The 18,010-nt window shown below is 71.8% G+C and carries 17 protein-coding genes and 1 tRNA gene; 9 read left to right on the forward strand and 9 right to left on the reverse strand.

What is annotated here, in order from left to right; genetic code table 11:
- Nucleotides 1-10: 10 nt before the first annotated feature.
- Nucleotides 11-1,186, reverse strand: a complete 1,176-nt coding sequence (locus tag ACP4J0_RS00835; protein ID WP_426596640.1) for an FAD-dependent oxidoreductase — start codon at nucleotides 1,184-1,186, stop codon at nucleotides 11-13.
- Nucleotides 1,187-1,278: 92 nt separating this feature from the next.
- On the opposite strand from ACP4J0_RS00835, the gene ACP4J0_RS00840 reads away from it, so the two are divergent.
- Together ACP4J0_RS00840 and ACP4J0_RS00845 are read left to right on the forward strand one after the other, a co-directional pair.
- Nucleotides 1,279-1,917, forward strand: coding sequence for a TetR/AcrR family transcriptional regulator (locus ACP4J0_RS00840; protein ID WP_426596641.1), 639 nt, complete (start codon nucleotides 1,279-1,281; stop codon nucleotides 1,915-1,917).
- Between the two features lie 171 nt (nucleotides 1,918-2,088).
- Nucleotides 2,089-2,313 (forward strand): hypothetical protein, encoded by a 225-nt coding sequence (locus tag ACP4J0_RS00845; protein ID WP_426596642.1) that lies wholly within the window; start codon nucleotides 2,089-2,091, stop codon nucleotides 2,311-2,313.
- A gap of 107 nt (nucleotides 2,314-2,420) precedes the next feature.
- On the opposite strand, the gene ACP4J0_RS00850 is transcribed toward ACP4J0_RS00845, so the two are convergent.
- The 7 genes from ACP4J0_RS00850 to galU form a co-directional block, all read right to left on the reverse strand.
- Nucleotides 2,421-2,494, reverse strand: a tRNA-Ala gene (locus ACP4J0_RS00850).
- A 95-nt stretch (nucleotides 2,495-2,589) separates the two neighbouring features.
- Nucleotides 2,590-3,909, reverse strand: coding sequence for a gephyrin-like molybdotransferase receptor GlpR (gene glpR, locus ACP4J0_RS00855; protein WP_426596643.1), 1,320 nt, complete (start codon nucleotides 3,907-3,909; stop codon nucleotides 2,590-2,592).
- Nucleotides 3,910-4,079: 170 nt separating this feature from the next.
- Complete coding sequence (locus tag ACP4J0_RS00860) at nucleotides 4,080-4,685, reverse strand: GNAT family N-acetyltransferase (RefSeq protein ID WP_426521144.1); 606 nt, start codon at nucleotides 4,683-4,685, stop codon at nucleotides 4,080-4,082.
- A 26-nt stretch (nucleotides 4,686-4,711) separates the two neighbouring features.
- On the reverse strand, nucleotides 4,712-5,200 hold the full coding sequence (locus ACP4J0_RS00865; protein WP_426596904.1) for a MogA/MoaB family molybdenum cofactor biosynthesis protein: 489 nt from the start codon (nucleotides 5,198-5,200) through the stop codon (nucleotides 4,712-4,714).
- A gap of 92 nt (nucleotides 5,201-5,292) precedes the next feature.
- Nucleotides 5,293-5,814 (reverse strand): cyclic pyranopterin monophosphate synthase MoaC, encoded by a 522-nt coding sequence (gene moaC / locus ACP4J0_RS00870; RefSeq protein ID WP_426596644.1) that lies wholly within the window; start codon nucleotides 5,812-5,814, stop codon nucleotides 5,293-5,295.
- Nucleotides 5,815-5,899: 85 nt separating this feature from the next.
- A complete protein-coding gene (gene glp, locus ACP4J0_RS00875) occupies nucleotides 5,900-7,249 on the reverse strand; it encodes a gephyrin-like molybdotransferase Glp (RefSeq protein ID WP_426596645.1) in 1,350 nt (449 codons plus the stop codon).
- 5 nt (nucleotides 7,250-7,254) lie between these two features.
- Nucleotides 7,255-8,157, reverse strand: a complete 903-nt coding sequence (galU, locus tag ACP4J0_RS00880; RefSeq protein WP_398133575.1) for a UTP--glucose-1-phosphate uridylyltransferase GalU — start codon at nucleotides 8,155-8,157, stop codon at nucleotides 7,255-7,257.
- A gap of 93 nt (nucleotides 8,158-8,250) precedes the next feature.
- Between galU and ACP4J0_RS00885 the strand changes: the two genes are divergently transcribed.
- Nucleotides 8,251-8,865 carry a 5-formyltetrahydrofolate cyclo-ligase gene (locus ACP4J0_RS00885; protein ID WP_426596646.1) on the forward strand — a complete coding sequence of 205 codons (615 nt, stop codon included), beginning with the start codon at nucleotides 8,251-8,253 and terminating at the stop codon, nucleotides 8,863-8,865.
- 117 nt (nucleotides 8,866-8,982) lie between these two features.
- Here the strand turns inward: ACP4J0_RS00885 and ACP4J0_RS00890 are convergent, their stop codons facing one another.
- Nucleotides 8,983-11,793 (reverse strand): penicillin acylase family protein, encoded by a 2,811-nt coding sequence (locus ACP4J0_RS00890; RefSeq protein WP_426596647.1) that lies wholly within the window; start codon nucleotides 11,791-11,793, stop codon nucleotides 8,983-8,985.
- 288 nt (nucleotides 11,794-12,081) lie between these two features.
- Here ACP4J0_RS00890 and ACP4J0_RS00895 point away from each other — a divergent pair, with 288 nt between their 5' ends.
- The 6 genes from ACP4J0_RS00895 to mscL all read left to right on the forward strand — a co-directional run bounded on the left by ACP4J0_RS00895 (nucleotide 12,082) and on the right by mscL (nucleotide 17,983).
- Nucleotides 12,082-13,635 carry a potassium/proton antiporter gene (locus tag ACP4J0_RS00895; protein ID WP_426596905.1) on the forward strand — a complete coding sequence of 518 codons (1,554 nt, stop codon included), beginning with the start codon at nucleotides 12,082-12,084 and terminating at the stop codon, nucleotides 13,633-13,635.
- Nucleotides 13,636-13,911: 276 nt separating this feature from the next.
- Nucleotides 13,912-15,228, forward strand: a complete 1,317-nt coding sequence (locus ACP4J0_RS00900) for an MFS transporter (protein WP_426596648.1) — start codon at nucleotides 13,912-13,914, stop codon at nucleotides 15,226-15,228.
- A 67-nt stretch (nucleotides 15,229-15,295) separates the two neighbouring features.
- Nucleotides 15,296-15,634 carry an FmdB family zinc ribbon protein gene (locus tag ACP4J0_RS00905; protein ID WP_426596649.1) on the forward strand — a complete coding sequence of 113 codons (339 nt, stop codon included), beginning with the start codon at nucleotides 15,296-15,298 and terminating at the stop codon, nucleotides 15,632-15,634.
- Between the two features lie 115 nt (nucleotides 15,635-15,749).
- Complete coding sequence (locus tag ACP4J0_RS00910; RefSeq protein ID WP_426596650.1) at nucleotides 15,750-16,592, forward strand: S-methyl-5'-thioadenosine phosphorylase; 843 nt, start codon at nucleotides 15,750-15,752, stop codon at nucleotides 16,590-16,592.
- A 224-nt stretch (nucleotides 16,593-16,816) separates the two neighbouring features.
- The gene (locus ACP4J0_RS00915; RefSeq protein WP_426596651.1) at nucleotides 16,817-17,365 is read left to right on the forward strand and encodes a hypothetical protein; all 549 of its coding nucleotides are present in this window, start codon (nucleotides 16,817-16,819) and stop codon (nucleotides 17,363-17,365) included.
- A 147-nt stretch (nucleotides 17,366-17,512) separates the two neighbouring features.
- Entirely contained in the window at nucleotides 17,513-17,983 is a 471-nt protein-coding gene (gene mscL, locus ACP4J0_RS00920; RefSeq protein WP_426596652.1) for a large conductance mechanosensitive channel protein MscL, read from the forward strand.
- Nucleotides 17,984-18,010 lie beyond the last annotated feature (27 nt).

Below are 18,010 nucleotides of genomic sequence, written 5' to 3' on the forward strand. Positions count from 1 at the left end.
CGCGGACCGTCTAGCGCGTGGTGGTCTGTGCTCCGCCCACGGCGGACAGGGAAGGCGGCTCGTAGTCGTACAGGTATCCCTGCGCCCGTTCGAAGAACGGGAGGAGTACGCGCATCTTCGCCGCGTTGACCTGTCGCTTCACGGCGCCGGGCCGCTTGCTCTCACGGGCGTTGTGCCCGTGCTTGAGCAGCCTGTCAATGCGCGGGCGGCGCACCTCGTCGTAGGCCTTGAGTGCCGCTGGGACGGTCGGGGCGCCGCTCAGCGCCACCGCGAGCTCCAGTGCGTCCTCGATGCACATCGAGGCGCCGTGCCCGACGCCGACGGGGTGGGCGGCGTCGCCGACCAGGACCATGCGCCCGCTGTGCCACTTCTGGACCGGGTCGCAGACGTTCAGGCAGCCGGAGGCGGCTACCGATGTCGTGGCCGCGAGGAGGGCCCTCGGCGTCGCCTCCGGAAACAGCTCGGTGACGCGCCGGAGCCATTGCGCGTCGTCGAGGCCTCGCAGGTCGGGCTTGACCGGATCCCCGATCTGCGCCGTCCACCACTGGGTTTGTTCGTCGATGCTGGTGTACACGAACGCACCGTTGCGCGTGTAGGTGAGGCTCCAGACGCCGGGCTCGACACCCGTCATGGCGGAGATTCCGGCGACCCCGTAGAGCCCCGCGTACTCCGCGCGCGGCGCGGACGAGTCGATCAGCCCGCGCACGGTCGACCAGATCCCGTCGGCCCCCACGAGCAGCTCCGCGGCCTCGCGCCGGCCGGAGGCGAATTCGGCCACCACGCTGTCCGCCGACTCCGTCGCACCCACCATGCGTTCGCCGGTGACGATCTGCGCGCCCGCGTCGAGCGCCGCGCGCCGCAGGACTGCCACGAGCCGCCCGCGCTGGAGCGAGATGCTGCGCATCGGGTCGGCATCGCGCCGAAGGCGCGGCACGTCGCCCAAGAGGTGGCCGCCCCCCGTATAGAACCGCATCCGGTCGATGGGGAATCCGACCTCCTGTACGTCGCGCAGGCAGCCCAGCTTCTCCAGTGCGCGCAGGCCGTTGACCGCCAGGCTGAAGTGGGCGCCGACGTCCTCGACCGGAACGTCGTACGCCTCGTAGACGGTCACGTCGTGACCGATCTGCCGCAGTGCGAGGGCGATGGCGGGGCCGGCTATGCCGCCACCGATGACGATCGTCCGCACGATGCCTCCCTGAATCGAGTTTCACTGAATAGTGATTCGGTGAAAGTGTGTTCCGATACGCTGGCGTCTGTCAACAGTCGATGGAGGACGACATGCCTCAGGCGAGTACCGCCAGTCGAAAAGTCCGGGCGGCCCAGACCCGTGCCGCGCTGCTGGACGCGGCGCGGAGGCTGTTCAACGATCGCGGCTACCTCAATACGAAGATCACCGACATCACCGCCGCGGCCGGACGTTCGACCGGCTCGTTCTACGAGCACTTCGCCGGCAAGGACGAGCTGCTCCAGGCGCTCCTCGCCGAGATGGAGGGTGCGATCGACGAGCGCATGGTCGGCCTGGAGCACCCCCGCGATCACGACCTGACCGACCGCGACCAGCTGCGCGACCACATCGGTGTCGCGTGGACGGTGATGCGGCAGAACCGCCCGGTCACGCTCGCGCTGTTCCAGGCGATGGTGGCCGACGACCCCGGCACGGGCCGGGTCTGGCGCGACCTGCGCGAGCAGACAGAAACCATTCGGGAGCATCTGGATTACCTGGTCGAGCGCGGACACCGGCTGCCCGGCGACCCCGAGTTCATCGCGGTGGCGATGGGCGCGATGCTCGTCACCCTCAACTACGCCGTGCTCACGCCCCCCGGCGGCGAAGACGACCAGCGCGTCGTCGACACCCTCACGGATCTGCTGCTGCACGGGCTGGCCGGACCGGCGCCACGACCAGCGGACGAACCCTGAAGGACCAGGTGCGCGTCGGTCCCGCGCCGGCCGAGGACGAGGCTTCGCCGGCGCGGTCAGGCTCGGCACCGCGGCCTCGCGCGTTCCGCGTCGCGCAGTTGTGCTTCGCCGGTGGGTGAGTGAAGTCAGTCTTCCGTGAGGAACCCGGCGGGACGACCGCCGGCCCAGGAGGTGGAGGAGCCCTTCGCAGCCCTCCCGCGCACCGAACTGGGCGTACCCACTGGTGACTTCGAAGACCAGGACGCGGTCACCGCCCTGTACGACCGCTTCCACCGGGCGTGGAGCCGCCTGGCGAGGATCCTCGACCCGGTCCGCATGAGCGGCGCAGGCGTCCGCCCCGGACCGAGGGCTGACCCGCCGCGCGAAAGGCGTCGCCCCGGCGGGCAGATGGACTGACTCGCGTACCAACCACGCCTGAAACGGCGAAATCCCGACCCGACGGTGACCGTCTGATCGGGATCTCGCAAACTGTCCCCGGGCTGACCCGCGAACAACTCTGTGCGTGGACCTGTGGGGATTTGAACCCCAGACCCCCTCGATGCGAACGAGGTGCGCTACCAGACTGCGCCACAGGCCCTTGCAACGAGTGAAACTTTAGCACCCCGACCGGCCTGCTCAAAAATCGCTTCCGTGGACCGGCGAGGAGGCGGCCCCGGTGAGGGCCGCCGGGGGCTATTCGTTGGCCGCGCGGGGGCGGTCCCCGTCCTCGTACTGGTCGAAGAGCGGTGTCCGGCCCCGTTCCCGGGCCCGGCGGGCGGACGCGGCGCGGCGGGCGTCGCTGCGGACGGGCGTCTCCGGCCGGTCCTCGGTGTGGGCGGCCGGGCGTTCCGGTCCCGGCGTCCCGGGGTCGGCCTCCGCTTCCTCCTCGTCGGCGACGGCGCTGGAGCGTGCCGAGCTCCACGCGTCCGGTGCCGCGAGGTCCACGTCGGACGTGGCGCGGGGGGCGACCGGCGCGGTCACGTAGGTGGGCAGGGGCACCGGCACCGGGTCCCAGCTGTCGCCCTGCGGCCGCCGCTGCCGTTCGCGCTGCTGGTCGACCCACTCGGCGTGGTCGGTCTGCTCCACCAGCGCACGCCGGTCCGCGGCGAGCGCCGACAGGCCGGCGTCGGGTTCCGCCTCGGGTCCGTCGTCCGGCTCCTCGGCGTCCGGCTCGCCCACCGTGTCGGCGGGGTCGGCGGGCGTGCGCCGGCGCGGCCTGCGGTCGCCGTCGCGCAGTCGCTGCGCGGCGGCCTCGGCCTGGCGGCGGTCCATCTGGAAGGCGAACCGGTGGCGTTCCTGCGAGCGCAGATAGGCGATGTAGGCGCTGAGCAGCACGGCGGGCACTCCTGGCGCCCACAGGAAGGCGAGCCCTCCGACCGCCGCGACGACCGAGCCGAGCGTGAAGGCCAGGAACAGCACCACGGTCGTGCGCCGGCGGCGCGCGAGCACCTTGGTCCGCCGGGCGCGGGCCGCCGCCGCCGGTGAGACGGGTGCGCGCCGGGCCCGCGGCACGCGGTTGCGCGCCGCCGCACCGGAGTCGGGAGACCGCCCGGAGTCGGGGGACCGCCCGGAGTCGGGAGACCGCCCGGAGTCGGGGGACCGCCCGGAGTCGGCGGCCTGTCCGGAGTCGGGAAGCTGTCCGGGTCTGGCGCCGTTCGGGCGTCCGCCCGTCTCCTGGGGTGCCGGTTCGGGCCGCTCCGCGGGCTGCTGCGGCGCGTCGGGCCGGGTGTGCCGTCGGGTTCTGGCCACGGCGAAGGCCCGGACGTCCACCGAGTCGGTGACGGCGTCCGGGGCGTCGGCGTCGGGCTCCGCCTCCTCGGCGGAGCGCGACCGCAGGTCCTTGGCGTACCGGCGCTCCATGCCCGCCCGTCCGGACAGCAGCCGGATGGCGGTACTGAAGCGTTCCGTCGGACGGGCCTCGTTCAGCTCGTCCTGCCTACGGAGCCACATCGGCACCAAGTAGGCGGCCCAGGCCCCGACGATGACTGCGTAGATGAGGCCGCTGCTGCTCACGCCTCACACGGTAGAGGGGTTTGCGTGGGGCCATCCGCCAATTGAGCCGGTGTGTCGCACGATCTGGCTGATATTTCTGACTTTTTTTGCGACCGATGCGATCAGCCGACTGTCAGGGTGCGAAATTATCCGTTCCGGATGGTCACGGCCCGACCATTTCGAACGTTTATTCAATTCCCGGAGTTGGGGGTACTCCGGTCCCGTGACCGGCGCCAGCGCCGCAGCAGCCCCTCCGGGACCTCTTCCGCGGTGAGCGCGAAGACGAGATGGTCGCGCCAGGCTCCGTCGATGTGGAGATAACGCGGCCGGAGCCCCTCCTCGCGGAATCCGAGTTTTTCCACGACCCGGCGGCTGGGCGCGTTCTCGGGGCGAATGCAGACCTCGACGCGATGCAGACCGACGGTGCGGAAACAGTGGTCCACCACCATCGCCACGGCCGTCGGCATCACCCCGCGGCCCGCCACCGCCTCGTCCACCCAGTAGCCGACGTGCCCGGAGCACATCGAGCCCCAGGTGATGCCGGCCACCGTCAACTGCCCGACCAGCCGCCCCTGGTGCTCGATGACGAACGGCAGCATCCGGCCCGCGTTCGCCTCCGACCTGAGGTGCCGCACCATCTGGCGGTAGGTCGGCCGGTGCGCCAGCGGGCCGCCGGGCGCGGGCGGCGGAATGGTCGCCTCCCACGGTCGCAGCCAGTCGCGGTTGCGCCGGTTGACCTCGCGCCAGGCCCGCTGGTCGCGCAGCTTTATCGGCCTGAGGACGATGTCGCCGTCCACCAGCTCCACGGGCCAGGCTGGGCTGTTCAGCTCGCACCCCCACCACTGGCGGGTCGGGGATGGTCACCGCCGCGGAGCTGGTCCACGGCGTGCGTCAGCAGCGGCTCCAGCACGGCGAGGCCGTCCTTCACGCCGCCGGAGGATCCCGGCAGGTTGACGATCAGCGTGCCGCCCGCCACGCCGGCCAGACCCCGGGAGAGCACCGCGGTCGGCACCTTGTCCCGGCCGTGGGCCCGGACGGCCTCCGCGATGCCCGGGACCTCGTAGTCGATCACCGCCCGTGTCGCCTCGGGGGTGCGGTCGGTGGGCGAGACGCCGGTGCCGCCGGTGGTGACGATCACGTCGTAGCCCGCTTCGGCACCTGCCCGCAGGGCGGCCTCGACGGGATCGCCGTCGGGCACGACCAGGGGGCCGTCGACGGCGAAGCCGAAGCGGCGCAGGCCCTCGGCGACCAGGGGGCCGCCCTTGTCCTCGTAGACCCCGGCGGCGGCCCGGTTGGAGGCGGTGACCACCAGGGCGCCGTACGGCGCGCGAAGGGCCTCCCCGGCCTGTGCGCCCGGCGCGCCCGGTGCGTCTGTCGCGCCCGGTGCGTCCGGTGCACCCGGTGTCACGACCGGCTCCAGTCGCCCGACTTGCCGCCCGTCTTCTCCTCCACACGCACGTCCGTGATGACCGCTCCCTTGTCGACCGCCTTGACCATGTCGACCACGGTGAGCGCGGCGACGGAGACCGCGGTGAGCGCCTCCATCTCGACGCCCGTGCGATCCGTCGTGCGCACCGTGGCGGTGATCTCCACGGCGTCGTCCGCGACCGACAGGTCCAGTTTCACACCGGAGACCGACAACGGATGACACAACGGGATCAGATCCGGGGTGCGTTTGGCGCCCATGATGCCCGCGATGCGCGCGGTGGCGAGGGCGTCGCCCTTGGGGACCCCCTCGCCGCGCAGCAGCTCGACCACACGGGGCGCGACGAGGACGCGTCCGCTCGCGCGCGCGGTGCGCGCGGTCACGTCCTTGCCGGACACGTCGACCATGCGGGCGGCGCCCGCCTCGTCGATGTGCGTCAGCCGGTCCTGCGGGTCGTGCCTGTCCCGGCCGCTGGGCGGGGACGTCTCCTGCGTACTCATGCTCGTGTGGGCTCCCGGTCCGGGCCCGGCGCGGTGCGGCGCGCGGGCCTGCTGTGCGCGACACGGTACCGCCAACCAGGAGGGGTCAGCCGAGCAGGACCACCTCGACCTGGGCGCCGGGCTCGACGGACTCGGTGTCCTCGGGGACGACGATCAGCGCGTCGGCCTGCGCGAGGGCGGCCACTAGGTGGGAGCCGGAGCCGCCGACCGGGGTGACCGTGCCGTCGGAGTACGCACCGCGCAGGAACTGCCGGCGCCCCTTCGGCGAGGTCAGCGCCTTGTCCGCGGCCAGGGACGCGGTGGTCGTCGGGCGGTGGACGTCGGTGAGGCCCATGAGGGTGCGGATCGCGGGGCGGACGAACAGCTCGAAGGAGACGTACGACGACACCGGGTTGCCGGGCAGGGCGAGGAGCGGGGTGTGGTCGGGGCCGATGGAGCCGAAGCCCTGGGGCTTGCCGGGCTGCATGGCGAGCTTGCGGAAGTCCACGCCGCCGCCGGGCTCGTCCTCGTCGGCCACGTGCGCCAGCGCCTCCTTGACCACGTCGTACGCTCCGACGCTCACCCCGCCGGTGGTGACCATCAGGTCGGCGCGGACCAGCTGGTCCTCGATCGTGGACCGCAGGGTCTCGGCGTCGTCGGCGACGGCGCCCACGCGGTAGGCGATGGCGCCGGCGTCGCGGGCGGCGGCGGTGAGGGCGAAGCTGTTGGAGTCGTAGATCTGACCGTGCGCCAGCTCCTCGTCGGGCTGGACGAGTTCGCTGCCGGTGGAGAGCACCACCACGCGCGGGCGCGGGCGTACGCGGACCCTGCCCCGGCCGATCGCGGCGAGCAGGGCGATCTGCGGCGGGCCGAGGACCGTGCCGGCCGCCAGGGCGCGGTCGCCCGACCGGACGTCGCTGCCCTCCGCGCGGACGTGCGCGCGTGCCCCGGCCGGGCGGTACACGTACACCTGGCCCTCCGCCCCCTCGGGCGCCAGGCTGCGGGCCCGCATTCCGGACACCGGGCCCTCGCCGAGCCCGCCGTCGGTCCACTCGACGGGGACGACGGTCTCCGCGCCGGGCGGGAGCGGGGCGCCCGTCATGATGCGGGCGGCCTGACCCGGGCCGACGGACGGCGGGTCGGCCCGGCCCGCGGCGACGTCTCCGACGACCTCGAGGACGGCGGGGAACTCCTCGCTCGCGCCCGCGACATCGGCGACCCGCACCGCGTACCCGTCCATGGAGCTGTTGTCGAACGGCGGCAGGGACAACGGCACCGTGATGTCGTCGACCAGGACGCAGCCCTGGGCGTCGAGCAGGTTCAGCTCGATGGGTTCCAGGGGCCGGACGGTGGTGAGGATGTCGTCCAGGTGGTCCTGCACCGACCACAGCCGGTCGGGACCGAGGTCCGCGGCGGCGTGGTCGTGGCCGGTGTCACGGTGCGCGGCGCTGCTCAACGTCCTTACATCTCCTCGGCTACGTAACTGCGAAGCCAGGTCCGGAAGTCCGGGCCCAGGTCCTCACGTTCGCACGCGAGCCGGACGATGGCACGCAAATAGTCGCCGCGGTCACCGGTGTCATAGCGGCGGCCCTTGAAGACGACGCCGTGCACCGGACCGCCGACCGTCTCGTCCTCGGCGAGCTGCTGGAGGGCGTCGGTCAGCTGGATCTCGCCGCCGCGGCCCGGCTCGGTCTTGCGGAGTATGTCGAAGATGTGCGGGTCGAGGACGTAGCGGCCGATGATGGCGTAGTTGGAGGGGGCGTCGGCCGGGTCGGGCTTCTCGACGAGCCCGCCGACCTTGACGACGTCGCCGTCCTCGGTCGCCTCCACGGCCGCGCAGCCGTAGAGGTGGATCTGCTCGGGCGCCACCTCCATGAGGGCGATGACGCTGCCGCCGTACTGCTCCTGGACCTCGACCATGCGCTGCAGCAGCGGGTCGCGCGGATCGATCAGGTCGTCGCCGAGCAGGACCGCGAAGGGCTCGTCGCCGACGTGCGGCGCGGCGCACAGCACGGCGTGTCCGAGGCCCTTGGGGTCGCCCTGGCGGACGTAGTGGATCATGGCCAGGTCGCTGGACTCCTGGACCTTGGCCAGCCGGCTCGCGTCCCCCTTCTTCTGGAGGGCGGACTCCAGTTCGTAGTTGCGGTCGAAGTGGTCCTCCAGGGGGCGCTTGTTGCGCCCGGTGACCATGAGGACGTCGCCGAGGCCCGCGGTCACGGCCTCTTCGACCACGTACTGGATCGCCGGCTTGTCGACGACCGGCAGCATCTCCTTGGGAGTGGCTTTGGTGGCCGGCAGGAACCGGGTACCAAGCCCGGCCGCGGGGATGACAGCCTTGCTGATCCTGGGGTGGGACTGAGTCATGCGCGCCACCATATCCGGTGCCAATGGGGAGAATCTGTGATCCCGGATCATCGGCGCTCATATGAGCACACTAGAGCGGTACGGGAGCGACCCTTGAGTCACATCGGACCTGCGGCCGGACCTGACAAGCGGACGTTGCGTCGGGAGGTCCTCGCGGCGAGGAAGCGGTTGACGGCGGACGACGTGCGGGAAGCGGCGGATGCGCTGGCCGGACGGGCGCTCGCGATGCCGGAGGTCGCGCGGGCGCACGCCGTGGCGGCATACGTCTCCGTGGGCGCCGAGCCGGGCACCCTCGCGCTGCTGGACGCGCTGTGCGCGCGGGGCGTGCGCGTCCTGCTGCCGGCTCTGCTGCCGGACAACGACCTGGACTGGGGCGAGTACGCCGGGGAGGGCTCCCTGGTGCGCGTGCGGCACGGCGGGCGGATGGCCCTGTCCGAGCCCGCCGGTGAGCGCCTGGGGCCGGACGCGGTGACGGACGCCGACGTGGTGCTGCTGCCGGGCCTGGCCGTCGACGGGCGCGGCATGCGGCTGGGGCGCGGCGGCGGATCGTACGACCGGGTGCTCGCCCGTCTGGAGCGGGCGGGCGCGCGTCCCGCGCTGCTGGTGCTGCTGTACGGCTCCGAGGTCGTCGCGCACGTCCCCGAAGAGCCGCACGACCGGCCGGTGGACGCGGTGGTCACGCCGTCGGGAGTGCGCAGGTTCACGTGAAACGGCTCTTCACACGCGCGTGGGAAGCGGCCCTCCACACGCGTGTGAAGAAGTGAGAGCGGCCCCCTACGCGCTACGCGCGCGTGGAGGGCCGCTCTCAGTTCGGATCAGCCGCGGCTACGGCTTCAGCACCAGCGTGTCGCTCGTGCTCTCGTCGACCGCCTTCTTCGAGAAGGCCCAGGGCAGCAGCTCTCCGTCGGCCCACTTGTCCGTCTGGTCGGTGTAGTGGGCGCTGTAGGCGTGGCCGGAGGCGCCGGTGAGGTTGATCCACCGCGACTTGTCGAGGTCGCCGAGGTTGACCACCATCCGCATGGACGGCACCCACACCACCCCGTAGCCGCCGGCCGCGTTCCAGCCGGCCGCGTTGACCGCCGCCTCGCCGCCGCTGAGCTTCCACGGGCCGCGGTTGAGGGCGTACTTCAGGAAGCCGGGGCCCTCGGTGCCCAGGGTCTGGTTCTTCAGGAACAGGCGGTGCAGCCGGCCCCAGTTCCAGGTGTCGATGTCCTTGCCGAGCTTGGCGGTCAGCTCCCAGCGGGCGTCGACCATGGCGCGCTTGAACAGGTCGTCACGGTTGTCGGCGGCCTTGCGGGTGCCGGAGGCGGGCGTCTTCCACCAGTCGCTCTTGGGGTCGTCCATCAGGGTGCGGACGACCTCGAACCAGCGGTCGCCGCCGTCCGGCTGCGCCTGGCCGGCGTCGCGCTGGCCGCACTCGCGGACCTTGTTCGTCTCGTCCGCGGGGCCGGTGGTGTTGACCGGGTCGACCCACAGGCACTGTCCCTCGACCCGCAGCTCCTTGGGCAGCTTGTTGCCGAAGGCGAGCTTGAGGACGTTGCGCCAGACGGCGTTGAAGTAGGCGGCGGCCGCCGAGTCGGCGTCCTGGGTGTAGTCCCAGCCCTCCAGCAGCTTCTGCGCCTCGCGGACGTCCTTGTCCTCGACGTCGATCTTCAGCAGCTGGGGCACGAGCAGCTTGGCCATCTCGCTGCTGTTGTCCAGCTGCATCTGGCGCATGTCGTCCGTGGAGATCTTCCCGCCGTCCTTGATCTTCTGCTCGATCAGGGAGGTGATCCGCTGGCTGCGGGTGCCGTAGCCCCAGTCCGTGGTCAGCGTGTACGGGTAGTCGTCCTCGTCGATGACGGCCTGGTTGGCGGTCACGATGTACCCGCGCTCCGGGTCGTACTCGTACGGCAGCTCGTCCGGGTCGATGTACTCGCCGCTCCAGCGGTAGTCGGAGTCCCAGCCCGGCGCCGGCACCGAGCCGTCGTGGCCCTCGGCGCGCACCGGGACCCTGCCGGGCAGCGTGTAGCCGATGTGCTCGCTGTCGGCGTAGACCAGGTTCTGCGAGGGCACGTCGAAGAGGGCGGCGGCCTCGCGGAACTCGTCCCAGTTCTTCGCCCGGTCCATCGCGAAGACGGCGTCCATGGTGGTGCCCGCCTCCAGCGCGGTCCAGCGCAGCGCGACGCCGTAGCCGTCGCCGCGGTCGGGGGCGGCGGTGTCGACGGTGGCCTTCTTGCCGGTCTTCACCAGCTCGTCGTCGCGGTCGGAGAGCAGGGGCCCGTTGTTGGTCTCCCGGACGACGATCTTCTTCGAGTCGCCGCCGGCGACCTTGATGGTCTCCTCGCGCGTCTTGAAGGGGACCACCTTGCCGTCGTACTGGTAGCCCGCGCCGGTGATCTTCTCCAGGTAGAGGTCGGTGACGTCGGCGCCGGAGTTGGTCAGGCCCCAGGCGATCTCCTGGTTGTGGCCGATTATCACGCCGGGCATGCCCGCGAAGGTGTAACCGGCGACGTCGTACTGGCACTTCGCGGAGACGGTGCGGCAGTGCAGGCCCATCTGGTACCAGACCGACGGCAGGGACGGCGACAGGTGCGGGTCGTTGGCCAGCAGCGGCTTGCCGGTGATGGTGTGCTCGCCGGAGACGACCCAGGAGTTGGAGCCGATGCCGTTGCCGTTCACGCCGACGGCGGTGGGCAGGTCGTCCAGGGCGTCCTGGAGGCTCGCCATCTGGCTCTGCAGGGCGTTGCCGGAACCGGAACCCGTACCGGAACCGGAACCGGACCCCGTGCCGGAACCGGTGCCGGTCCCCGTGCCGGTGTCACTGCCCGTGCCGGATCCGGACGAGGAGTCGTCGCCGGACGTGCCGCCGCCGTCGAACGTCTCGGTGACCTCGTCGTACTGGCCCTCCTGGACGATCGCCTTGTTCCGGTCGTACGGGTACGCCGGGTACAGGTCGGCGATCTGCTTGGGGCCGAGGCGGCTGGTCATCAGGGCGCGGTCGACCTCGTCCTGCATGTTGCCGCGCAGGTCCCAGGCCATCGCCTTCAGCCAGGCGACCGAGTCGACCGGGGTCCACTCCTGCGGCTTGTAGTCGTTGGTGAACCCGAGGGCGGCGTACTCCAGGGAGATGTCCTTGCCCTCCTTGCCCTGGAGGTAGGCGTTGACTCCCTTGGCGTAGGCCTGGAGGTACTTCTTCGTGGAGTCCGACAGCTTCTCGTCGTACTCCTTCTGCGCCACCCGGTGCCAGCCCATGGTGCGCAGGAACTCGTCGTTGTCGACCTGGCCCTTGCCGAACATCTCCGACAGGCGGCCCGAGGTCATGTGCCGGCGTACGTCCATCTCGTAGAACCGGTCCTGCGCCTGGACGAATCCCTGCGCCATGAACAGGTCCTCGTCGGTGGAGGCGTAGATCTGCGGGATGCCGTAGCCGTCGCGCTTGACGTCGACCGGCCCCGACAGGCCCTCCAGCGTGATGGAGCCCTTGGTCTGCGGAAAGGACGCCCGGACGGTGCTGATGGACCAGTACGCCCCGTAGACGAGGCCGCCGATGACGGCCAGGACCAGCACGAGGACGAGCAGGCGCGCTTTGCGCCCCTTCTTCCTGCCGGACTTGCCGGGCTGCTGACCCGTAGAGGCGGTGTTGGTGGGGGGCATCGCTGTCCTTGCTGTCCTAACACGAGCGGCAGGGGCGGGCTGTGCTTTGTACTGAACGCTGGAGCAACTGTAGGCGCAGGGCCCACTCCCCCTTGACGCGGAGTCGGGTAGCGGCGCGCACGAGCGTTCGATCTTGCCAAGGAGAGCGTCAAGAAAGCGTCAAGAGTTAGGTAAGGTAACGAAGTAGTTGTCCGCAGAGCACTGCGGTCCGGTGTGCCATGGGGGTGCGCTCCCGTGCGCCGTGCGAACGGGTTCGTCCGCACCGTGGTCCGTGCGGTGACCCGTGCGGTGATCCGTGCCGTGCGCCAGGGAAGGGAACGGCCGCTGACTGTCCACCACCTCAACCAGCTCCTGCTCGTCTGCTCGCTCGTCCTGCTCATCGCCGTGGCGGCGGTCCGGATCTCCTCGCGCAGCGGGCTCCCCAGCCTGCTCGTCTACCTGGCCATCGGCGTCGCCATGGGCCAGGACGGCATCGGCGACATCCACTTCGACAACGCCGAACTGGTCCAGGTCATCGGGTACGCGGCCCTGGTCGTGATCCTGGCCGAAGGCGGTCTCGGAACGAAGTGGAAGGAAGCGAAACCAGCCCTGCCGGCCGCCTCCGCGCTGGCACTGGCCGGAGTCGCGGTGAGCGTCGGCGTGACCGCGGCGGGCGCGCACTACCTGACCGGGCTGGAGTGGCGGCAGGCACTGATCGTCGGAGCGGTGGTCTCCTCCACGGACGCGGCGGCCGTCTTCTCGGTGCTGCGCAGGATCCCGCTGCCCTCGCGCATAACGGGCATCCTGGAGGCCGAGTCGGGCTTCAACGACGCTCCGGTGGTCATCCTCGTGGTCGCCTTCTCCACGGCCGGCCCGATCGAGCACTGGTACGTGCTGCTCGGCGAGATCGCCCTGGAACTGGCCATCGGCGCGGCCATCGGAATCGCGGTCGGCTGGCTGGGGTCGTGGGGACTGCGGCACGTGGCCCTGCCCGCCTCCGGCCTCTACCCCATCGCCGTCATGTCGATCGCCGTCGCGGCCTACGCGGCCGGTGCCATGGTCCACGGCAGCGGCTTCCTCGCCGTCTACCTCGCCTCGATGGTCATGGGCAACGCCCGGCTGCCGCACTGGCCCGCCACCCGCGGGTTCGCCGACGGGCTCGGCTGGCTCGCCCAGATCGGCATGTTCGTCCTGCTCGGCCTGCTGGTCACCCCGCACGAACTGGGCGACGACATCCTGCCCGCCCTGGTCATCGGCCTGGTGCTCACCATGGTCGCGCGTCCGCTGAGCGTCGTGCTGTGCCTGGTGCCCTTCCGGGTGCCGTGGCAGGAGCAGACCCTCATGTCCTGGGCCGGGCTGCGCGGCGCGGTGCCCATCATCCTGGCGACGATCCCCATGGTGGAGGGCGTCGCGGGCAGCCGCCGGATCTTCAACATCGTCTTCGTCCTGGTCGTCGTCTACACCCTGATCCAGGGCCCGACACTGCCCTGGCTGGCCCGCAGGCTGCGCCTGGGCAAGGGCGACGAGGCCGCCGACCTCGGCATCGAGTCGGCGCCCCTGGAGCGGCTGCGCGGACACCTGCTGTCCGTGACGGTTCCCGAGGGCTCGAAGATGCACGGCGTCGAGGTCAGCGAGCTGCGGCTGCCGACCGGGGCCGCCGTCACGCTGATCGTCCGCGACGGGACGTCGTTCGTTCCGCTGCCGACGACGGGGCTGCGGCGCGGGGACGAACTCCTCGTGGTCGCCACCGACCCCGTCCGGGACGCCGCCGAGGCGCGGCTGCGCGCGGTCGGCCACGGCGGCAAGCTGGCCGGCTGGCTGGGCACGGGCGATACGGGCAACGCGGGCGGGCATCGCGGGTGACCCCGGTGACCGCGCGTGGGGTGGGCGTGGGGTGCGCGAAGGTGCGCGCTTTCACAGGTTGCGCCCGTCTTGATCCCTGTACGATGAACGCGGCACCTGATCGAACCAACTCTGCCTGACGCAGAGCTGGCGCGACCGTATGGCGGCCGGCACGCCCCCTCCCCGACCGGGCCCCGGCATCTACCGCAGTCCGCGCAAGAGGACAGCTCTCGGCGCTCCCGCACGGCGACAGCCGTACGGCGGACCGCGCTACCAGGCGGCAGAAAGGCACGGGCCGTGGCATCCACGGTCACCCCGTCGAAGAAGTCGCCGGAGGGGAAGCGGCACACCGCACCCGACTCCGCCCGCCCCGGATACGGACAGCTGCTGCGCACCCGCGGTGCCTGGACGTTCCTGCTCCCCGGCTTCGCCGCACGCCAGCCGTTCGCCATGCTGACGCTCTCCATCGTGCTGCTCGTGCAGCACACCACCGGCTCCTACGGCGTCGCGGGCGCCGTCGCGGCCGTCACCGGCGTCGCCATGGCCCTTTTCGCCCCCTACAGCGGCCGGCTCGCCGACCGCTACGGGCAGCGCGCCGTCCTGCTCCCCGGCGTGCTCGTCCACACGGCGTCCGGTCTGACCCTGACCGTCCTCGCCCTCGCGGACGCACCCCTGTGGGCGCTGTTCGCGGCGGCCGTGCCCACCGGCGCCTCGGTGCCGCAGGTGGGGCCCATGGTGCGGGCCCGCTGGGGCGTGAAGCTCAAGGACTCCCCGCTGCTGACCACGGCGGCCGCCTTCGAGTCCGTCACGGACGAGCTGACCTTCGTCCTCGGGCCGCTGGTGGCGACCGCCCTGTGCACGGCCGTGGACCCGGCCGCGGGCCTGGTCACGGAGGCGGCGCTCACCCTGGTGGGCGGTCTGCTGTTCGCCGCGCAGAAGAGCACCCAGCCGGCGGTCGGTCGCACCGACGACGGCCACGCGCGCGTGGAGCACGTTCCGGCGCTGCGCGTCCCCGGGGTGCGGGTCCTGATCGTGGTCTTCCTGGGCATCGGTTCCGTCTTCGGCGGCATGCAGGTCTCGCTGGCCGCGTTCACCGAGTCGATCGGCGAGCCGGGGCTGAACGGCGTCCTGTACGGCATCTTCGCCGCGGGCAACATGCTCTCCGGCCTGGCCTGCGGTGCCATCGCCTGGAAGGTGGCCCCGCAGCGGCGCCTCCTGGTCGGCTACGCCGCCCTCGCGCTGACCGCGTCCGGCCTGTGGGCCGCGCACTCGGTGGTCGTACTGGCGGGCCTCGGCCTGCTCGTCGGCATGTGCATCGCGCCCGCCATCGTCACCGGCTACACACTGGTCGAGGACCTCGTCCCGGCCGGCGCCCGCACCGAGGCCTTCACCTGGCTGACCGGCTCCGTGGCACTCGGCCAGGCGGCGGCCGTGACCGTCTCCGGACAGCTGGAGGACCGGCTCTGGGACGGCGCCGGGTTCCTGGTGCCGATGGGCGGCACGGTGCTCGCCCTGGCGACACTGGTGGCACTGCGCTCGCGCCTGGTACCCCACCCCCAGGGGCGTACGGTCGCACGTGGCGTCGGTCACCGCGAGCACGCCGCAGTGGACTGATCCCGGGGAATGCGTCACTATGGACCGTCGTTAGCACTCATCGAGTGAGAGTGCCAGGAGGAAGACAGTGCCGACGTACCAGTACCAGTGCACCGAATGCGGCGAGGGCCTCGAGGCGGTGCAGAAGTTCACCGACGACGCACTCACGGAGTGCCCGAGCTGCCAGGGCCGCCTGAAGAAGGTGTTCTCTGCGGTCGGCATCGTCTTCAAGGGCTCCGGCTTCTACCGCAACGACAGCCGCGGCAGCTCGTCCAGCAGCTCACCGGCGAAGTCGGCGTCCTCGTCCTCCTCGTCGACCTCCTCCTCGACGTCTTCTTCCTCTTCGTCGTCCTCGGACTCGGGTTCGGGTTCGTCGTCTTCGTCGTCGAGCTCCGGCAGCACCGCGTCGAGCACCACCGCCGCGTAGGGCCCGCCGGCCCCGTAAGGCTTCGTGGCCGCGGCCACGTAAGGCTTGTCACAGGACCCTGTCGTCGTCCGACGACGGGGTCCTCGGTGTTTGGCGGGGCGACTAGGGTGCGGGCATGGCGAACAAGGCGAATGCCGAGATCGGTGTGATCGGCGGCTCCGGTTTCTACTCGTTCCTCGACGACGTGACCGAGGTCCAGGTGGACACCCCGTACGGGCCGCCCAGCGACTCCCTGTTCCTCGGCGAGGTCGCCGGCCGGCGGGTCGCCTTCCTCCCCCGGCACGGACGCGGCCACCATCTGCCGCCGCACCGGATCAACTACCGGGCCAACCTGTGGGCGCTGCGCTCGGTCGGCGTACGCCAGGTCCTCGGCCCGTGCGCGGTCGGCGGGCTGCGCCCCGAGTACGGGCCGGGCACCCTGCTGGTGCCGGACCAGTTCGTCGACCGTACGAAGTCCCGGCCGTCGACGTACTTCGACGGGATGCCGATGCCCGACGGCACGGTGCCCAACGTGGTGCACGTGTCGCTGGCCGACCCGTACTGCCCCACCGGACGGGCCGCCGCGCTGAAGGCGGCCCGGGGCCGCGACTGGGAGCCGGTGGACGGCGGCACCCTGGTCGTGGTCGAGGGGCCGCGTTTCGGGACCCGCGCGGAGTCCTTGTGGCACCGGGCGCAGGGCTGGTCGGTGGTGGGCATGACCGGCCACCCGGAGGCGGCGCTCGCCCGTGAACTGGAGCTCTGCTACACCTCGCTGACTCTCGTCACCGACCTCGACGCCGGCGCGGAGAGCGGCGAGGGCGTCTCGCACGAGGAGGTCCTGCGGGTGTTCGCGGCGAACGTGGACCGGCTGCGGGGCGTCCTGTTCGACGCGGTGGCGGCGCTGCCGGCGGCCGGGGGACGGGGCTGCCCGTGCGGGGCGGCGCTGGGCGGGATGGACCCGGGGATCGCACTGCCGTAAGGCCGACGGGTGGGACGGCGGGCGGGCCGGCGGATGAGGCTGCGGGCCGGCGGGCGGTGCTGCGGGCCGGCGGGCGGGGGCGGGTGTGCCGGAACCTCTCGTTCGGGTGGGTGGGTTTTCCACAACCGGCCGGTGGTGCACGGGCCCCGGCGGGCGACGGCGAGAAGCCTCATCGTGGGAGCGCAGGCCGATCCCTCGTCTCCTCGTCACAGGTGGTGGTCACCTTGTCCCGTTCCGCCGTTCCCTCCCCGCTTCCGCCCGGCACCGAAGCACCGCCCGCGTGCGAGGTACCGCACTTCGCCCCGGTGCGGGTGCGCGGCGCGCACCGGCAGCTCCACCGGCTCGTACGCCACCGGCGGCGCGCCGTGGCCGCCGGGCTCGCCGTCACCGCGGCGGCGCTGGTGGCGGCGGGCCCGCAACCGGGAGCCGGCGCCTCGGACACCCGGCAGACCCGCGGTCATCCGGCGACCGAGCCGGTACGCGAGCGGCACGGCACGAGCACACGGCCGGTGGCGGCGCCGGTGCGGATCGCCGACGCGGCCACGGTGCGGCTGCTCAGCCCCGGCGACCGGGTCGACATCGTCGCGGCCGGGGACGGCGGCACGGGCGACGCCTCCGTGATCGCGCGCGGAGTGCGGGTGACGAAGGTACCGGAGCCGGTGGACGGGACCACCGCGGACGGGGCGCTGGTCGTGGTCTCCGTGCCGCGCGCCACCGCGCACCGGCTGGCCGGCGCGGGTGCCACGGCGCGGCTGGCGGTGACACTGTGCTGAGTACCGCCCTCATGCGCCGGCCGGCGTCAAGTCGCTCGATCGAGGGGTCCGATTGGACAGGACGGCCCAGCGCTGACGTAGGTTGCGGAGCGTTTTGTTCCACACCCTGTTCGTGCGAGACCCGTGCAGACGAGGAGAGCCCCCGAGGTGAGCGAGAAGAACGAGCCGAGCGTCTGGCAGGGCTTCAAGGCCTTCCTGATGCGCGGAAACGTCATCGACCTGGCGGTGGCGGTGGTCATCGGCGCCGCCTTCACCAACATCGTCAACTCGGTGGTGAAGGGTGTCATCAACCCCCTGATCGGAGCGTTCGGCACCAAGAGCCTGGACAGCTACAGCTCCTGCCTCAAGGGCCCGTGCACCGGTACCGGCGACGGTGCGACGGGCGTGCGCATCCTCTGGGGCTCGGTGCTGGGAGCCACCCTCACGTTCCTGATCACCGCGGCCGTCGTCTACTTCCTGATGGTCCTGCCCATGGCGAAGTACCTGGCCCGGCAGGAGGCCCGCCGCAAGGCGAAGGAGAGCACGCAGGAGATCGTCGAGGTCTCCGAGCTGGAGGTGCTCAAGGAGATCCGGGACGCGCTGGTCGCGCAGCGCGGTTCGGGCCACGACCGCCCGTAGGACCGCCCGTAGGACCGTTCGCGGGAC

Source organism: Streptomyces sp. WG7 (assembly GCF_049975785.1).
Lineage (GTDB): Bacteria > Actinomycetota > Actinomycetes > Streptomycetales > Streptomycetaceae > Streptomyces.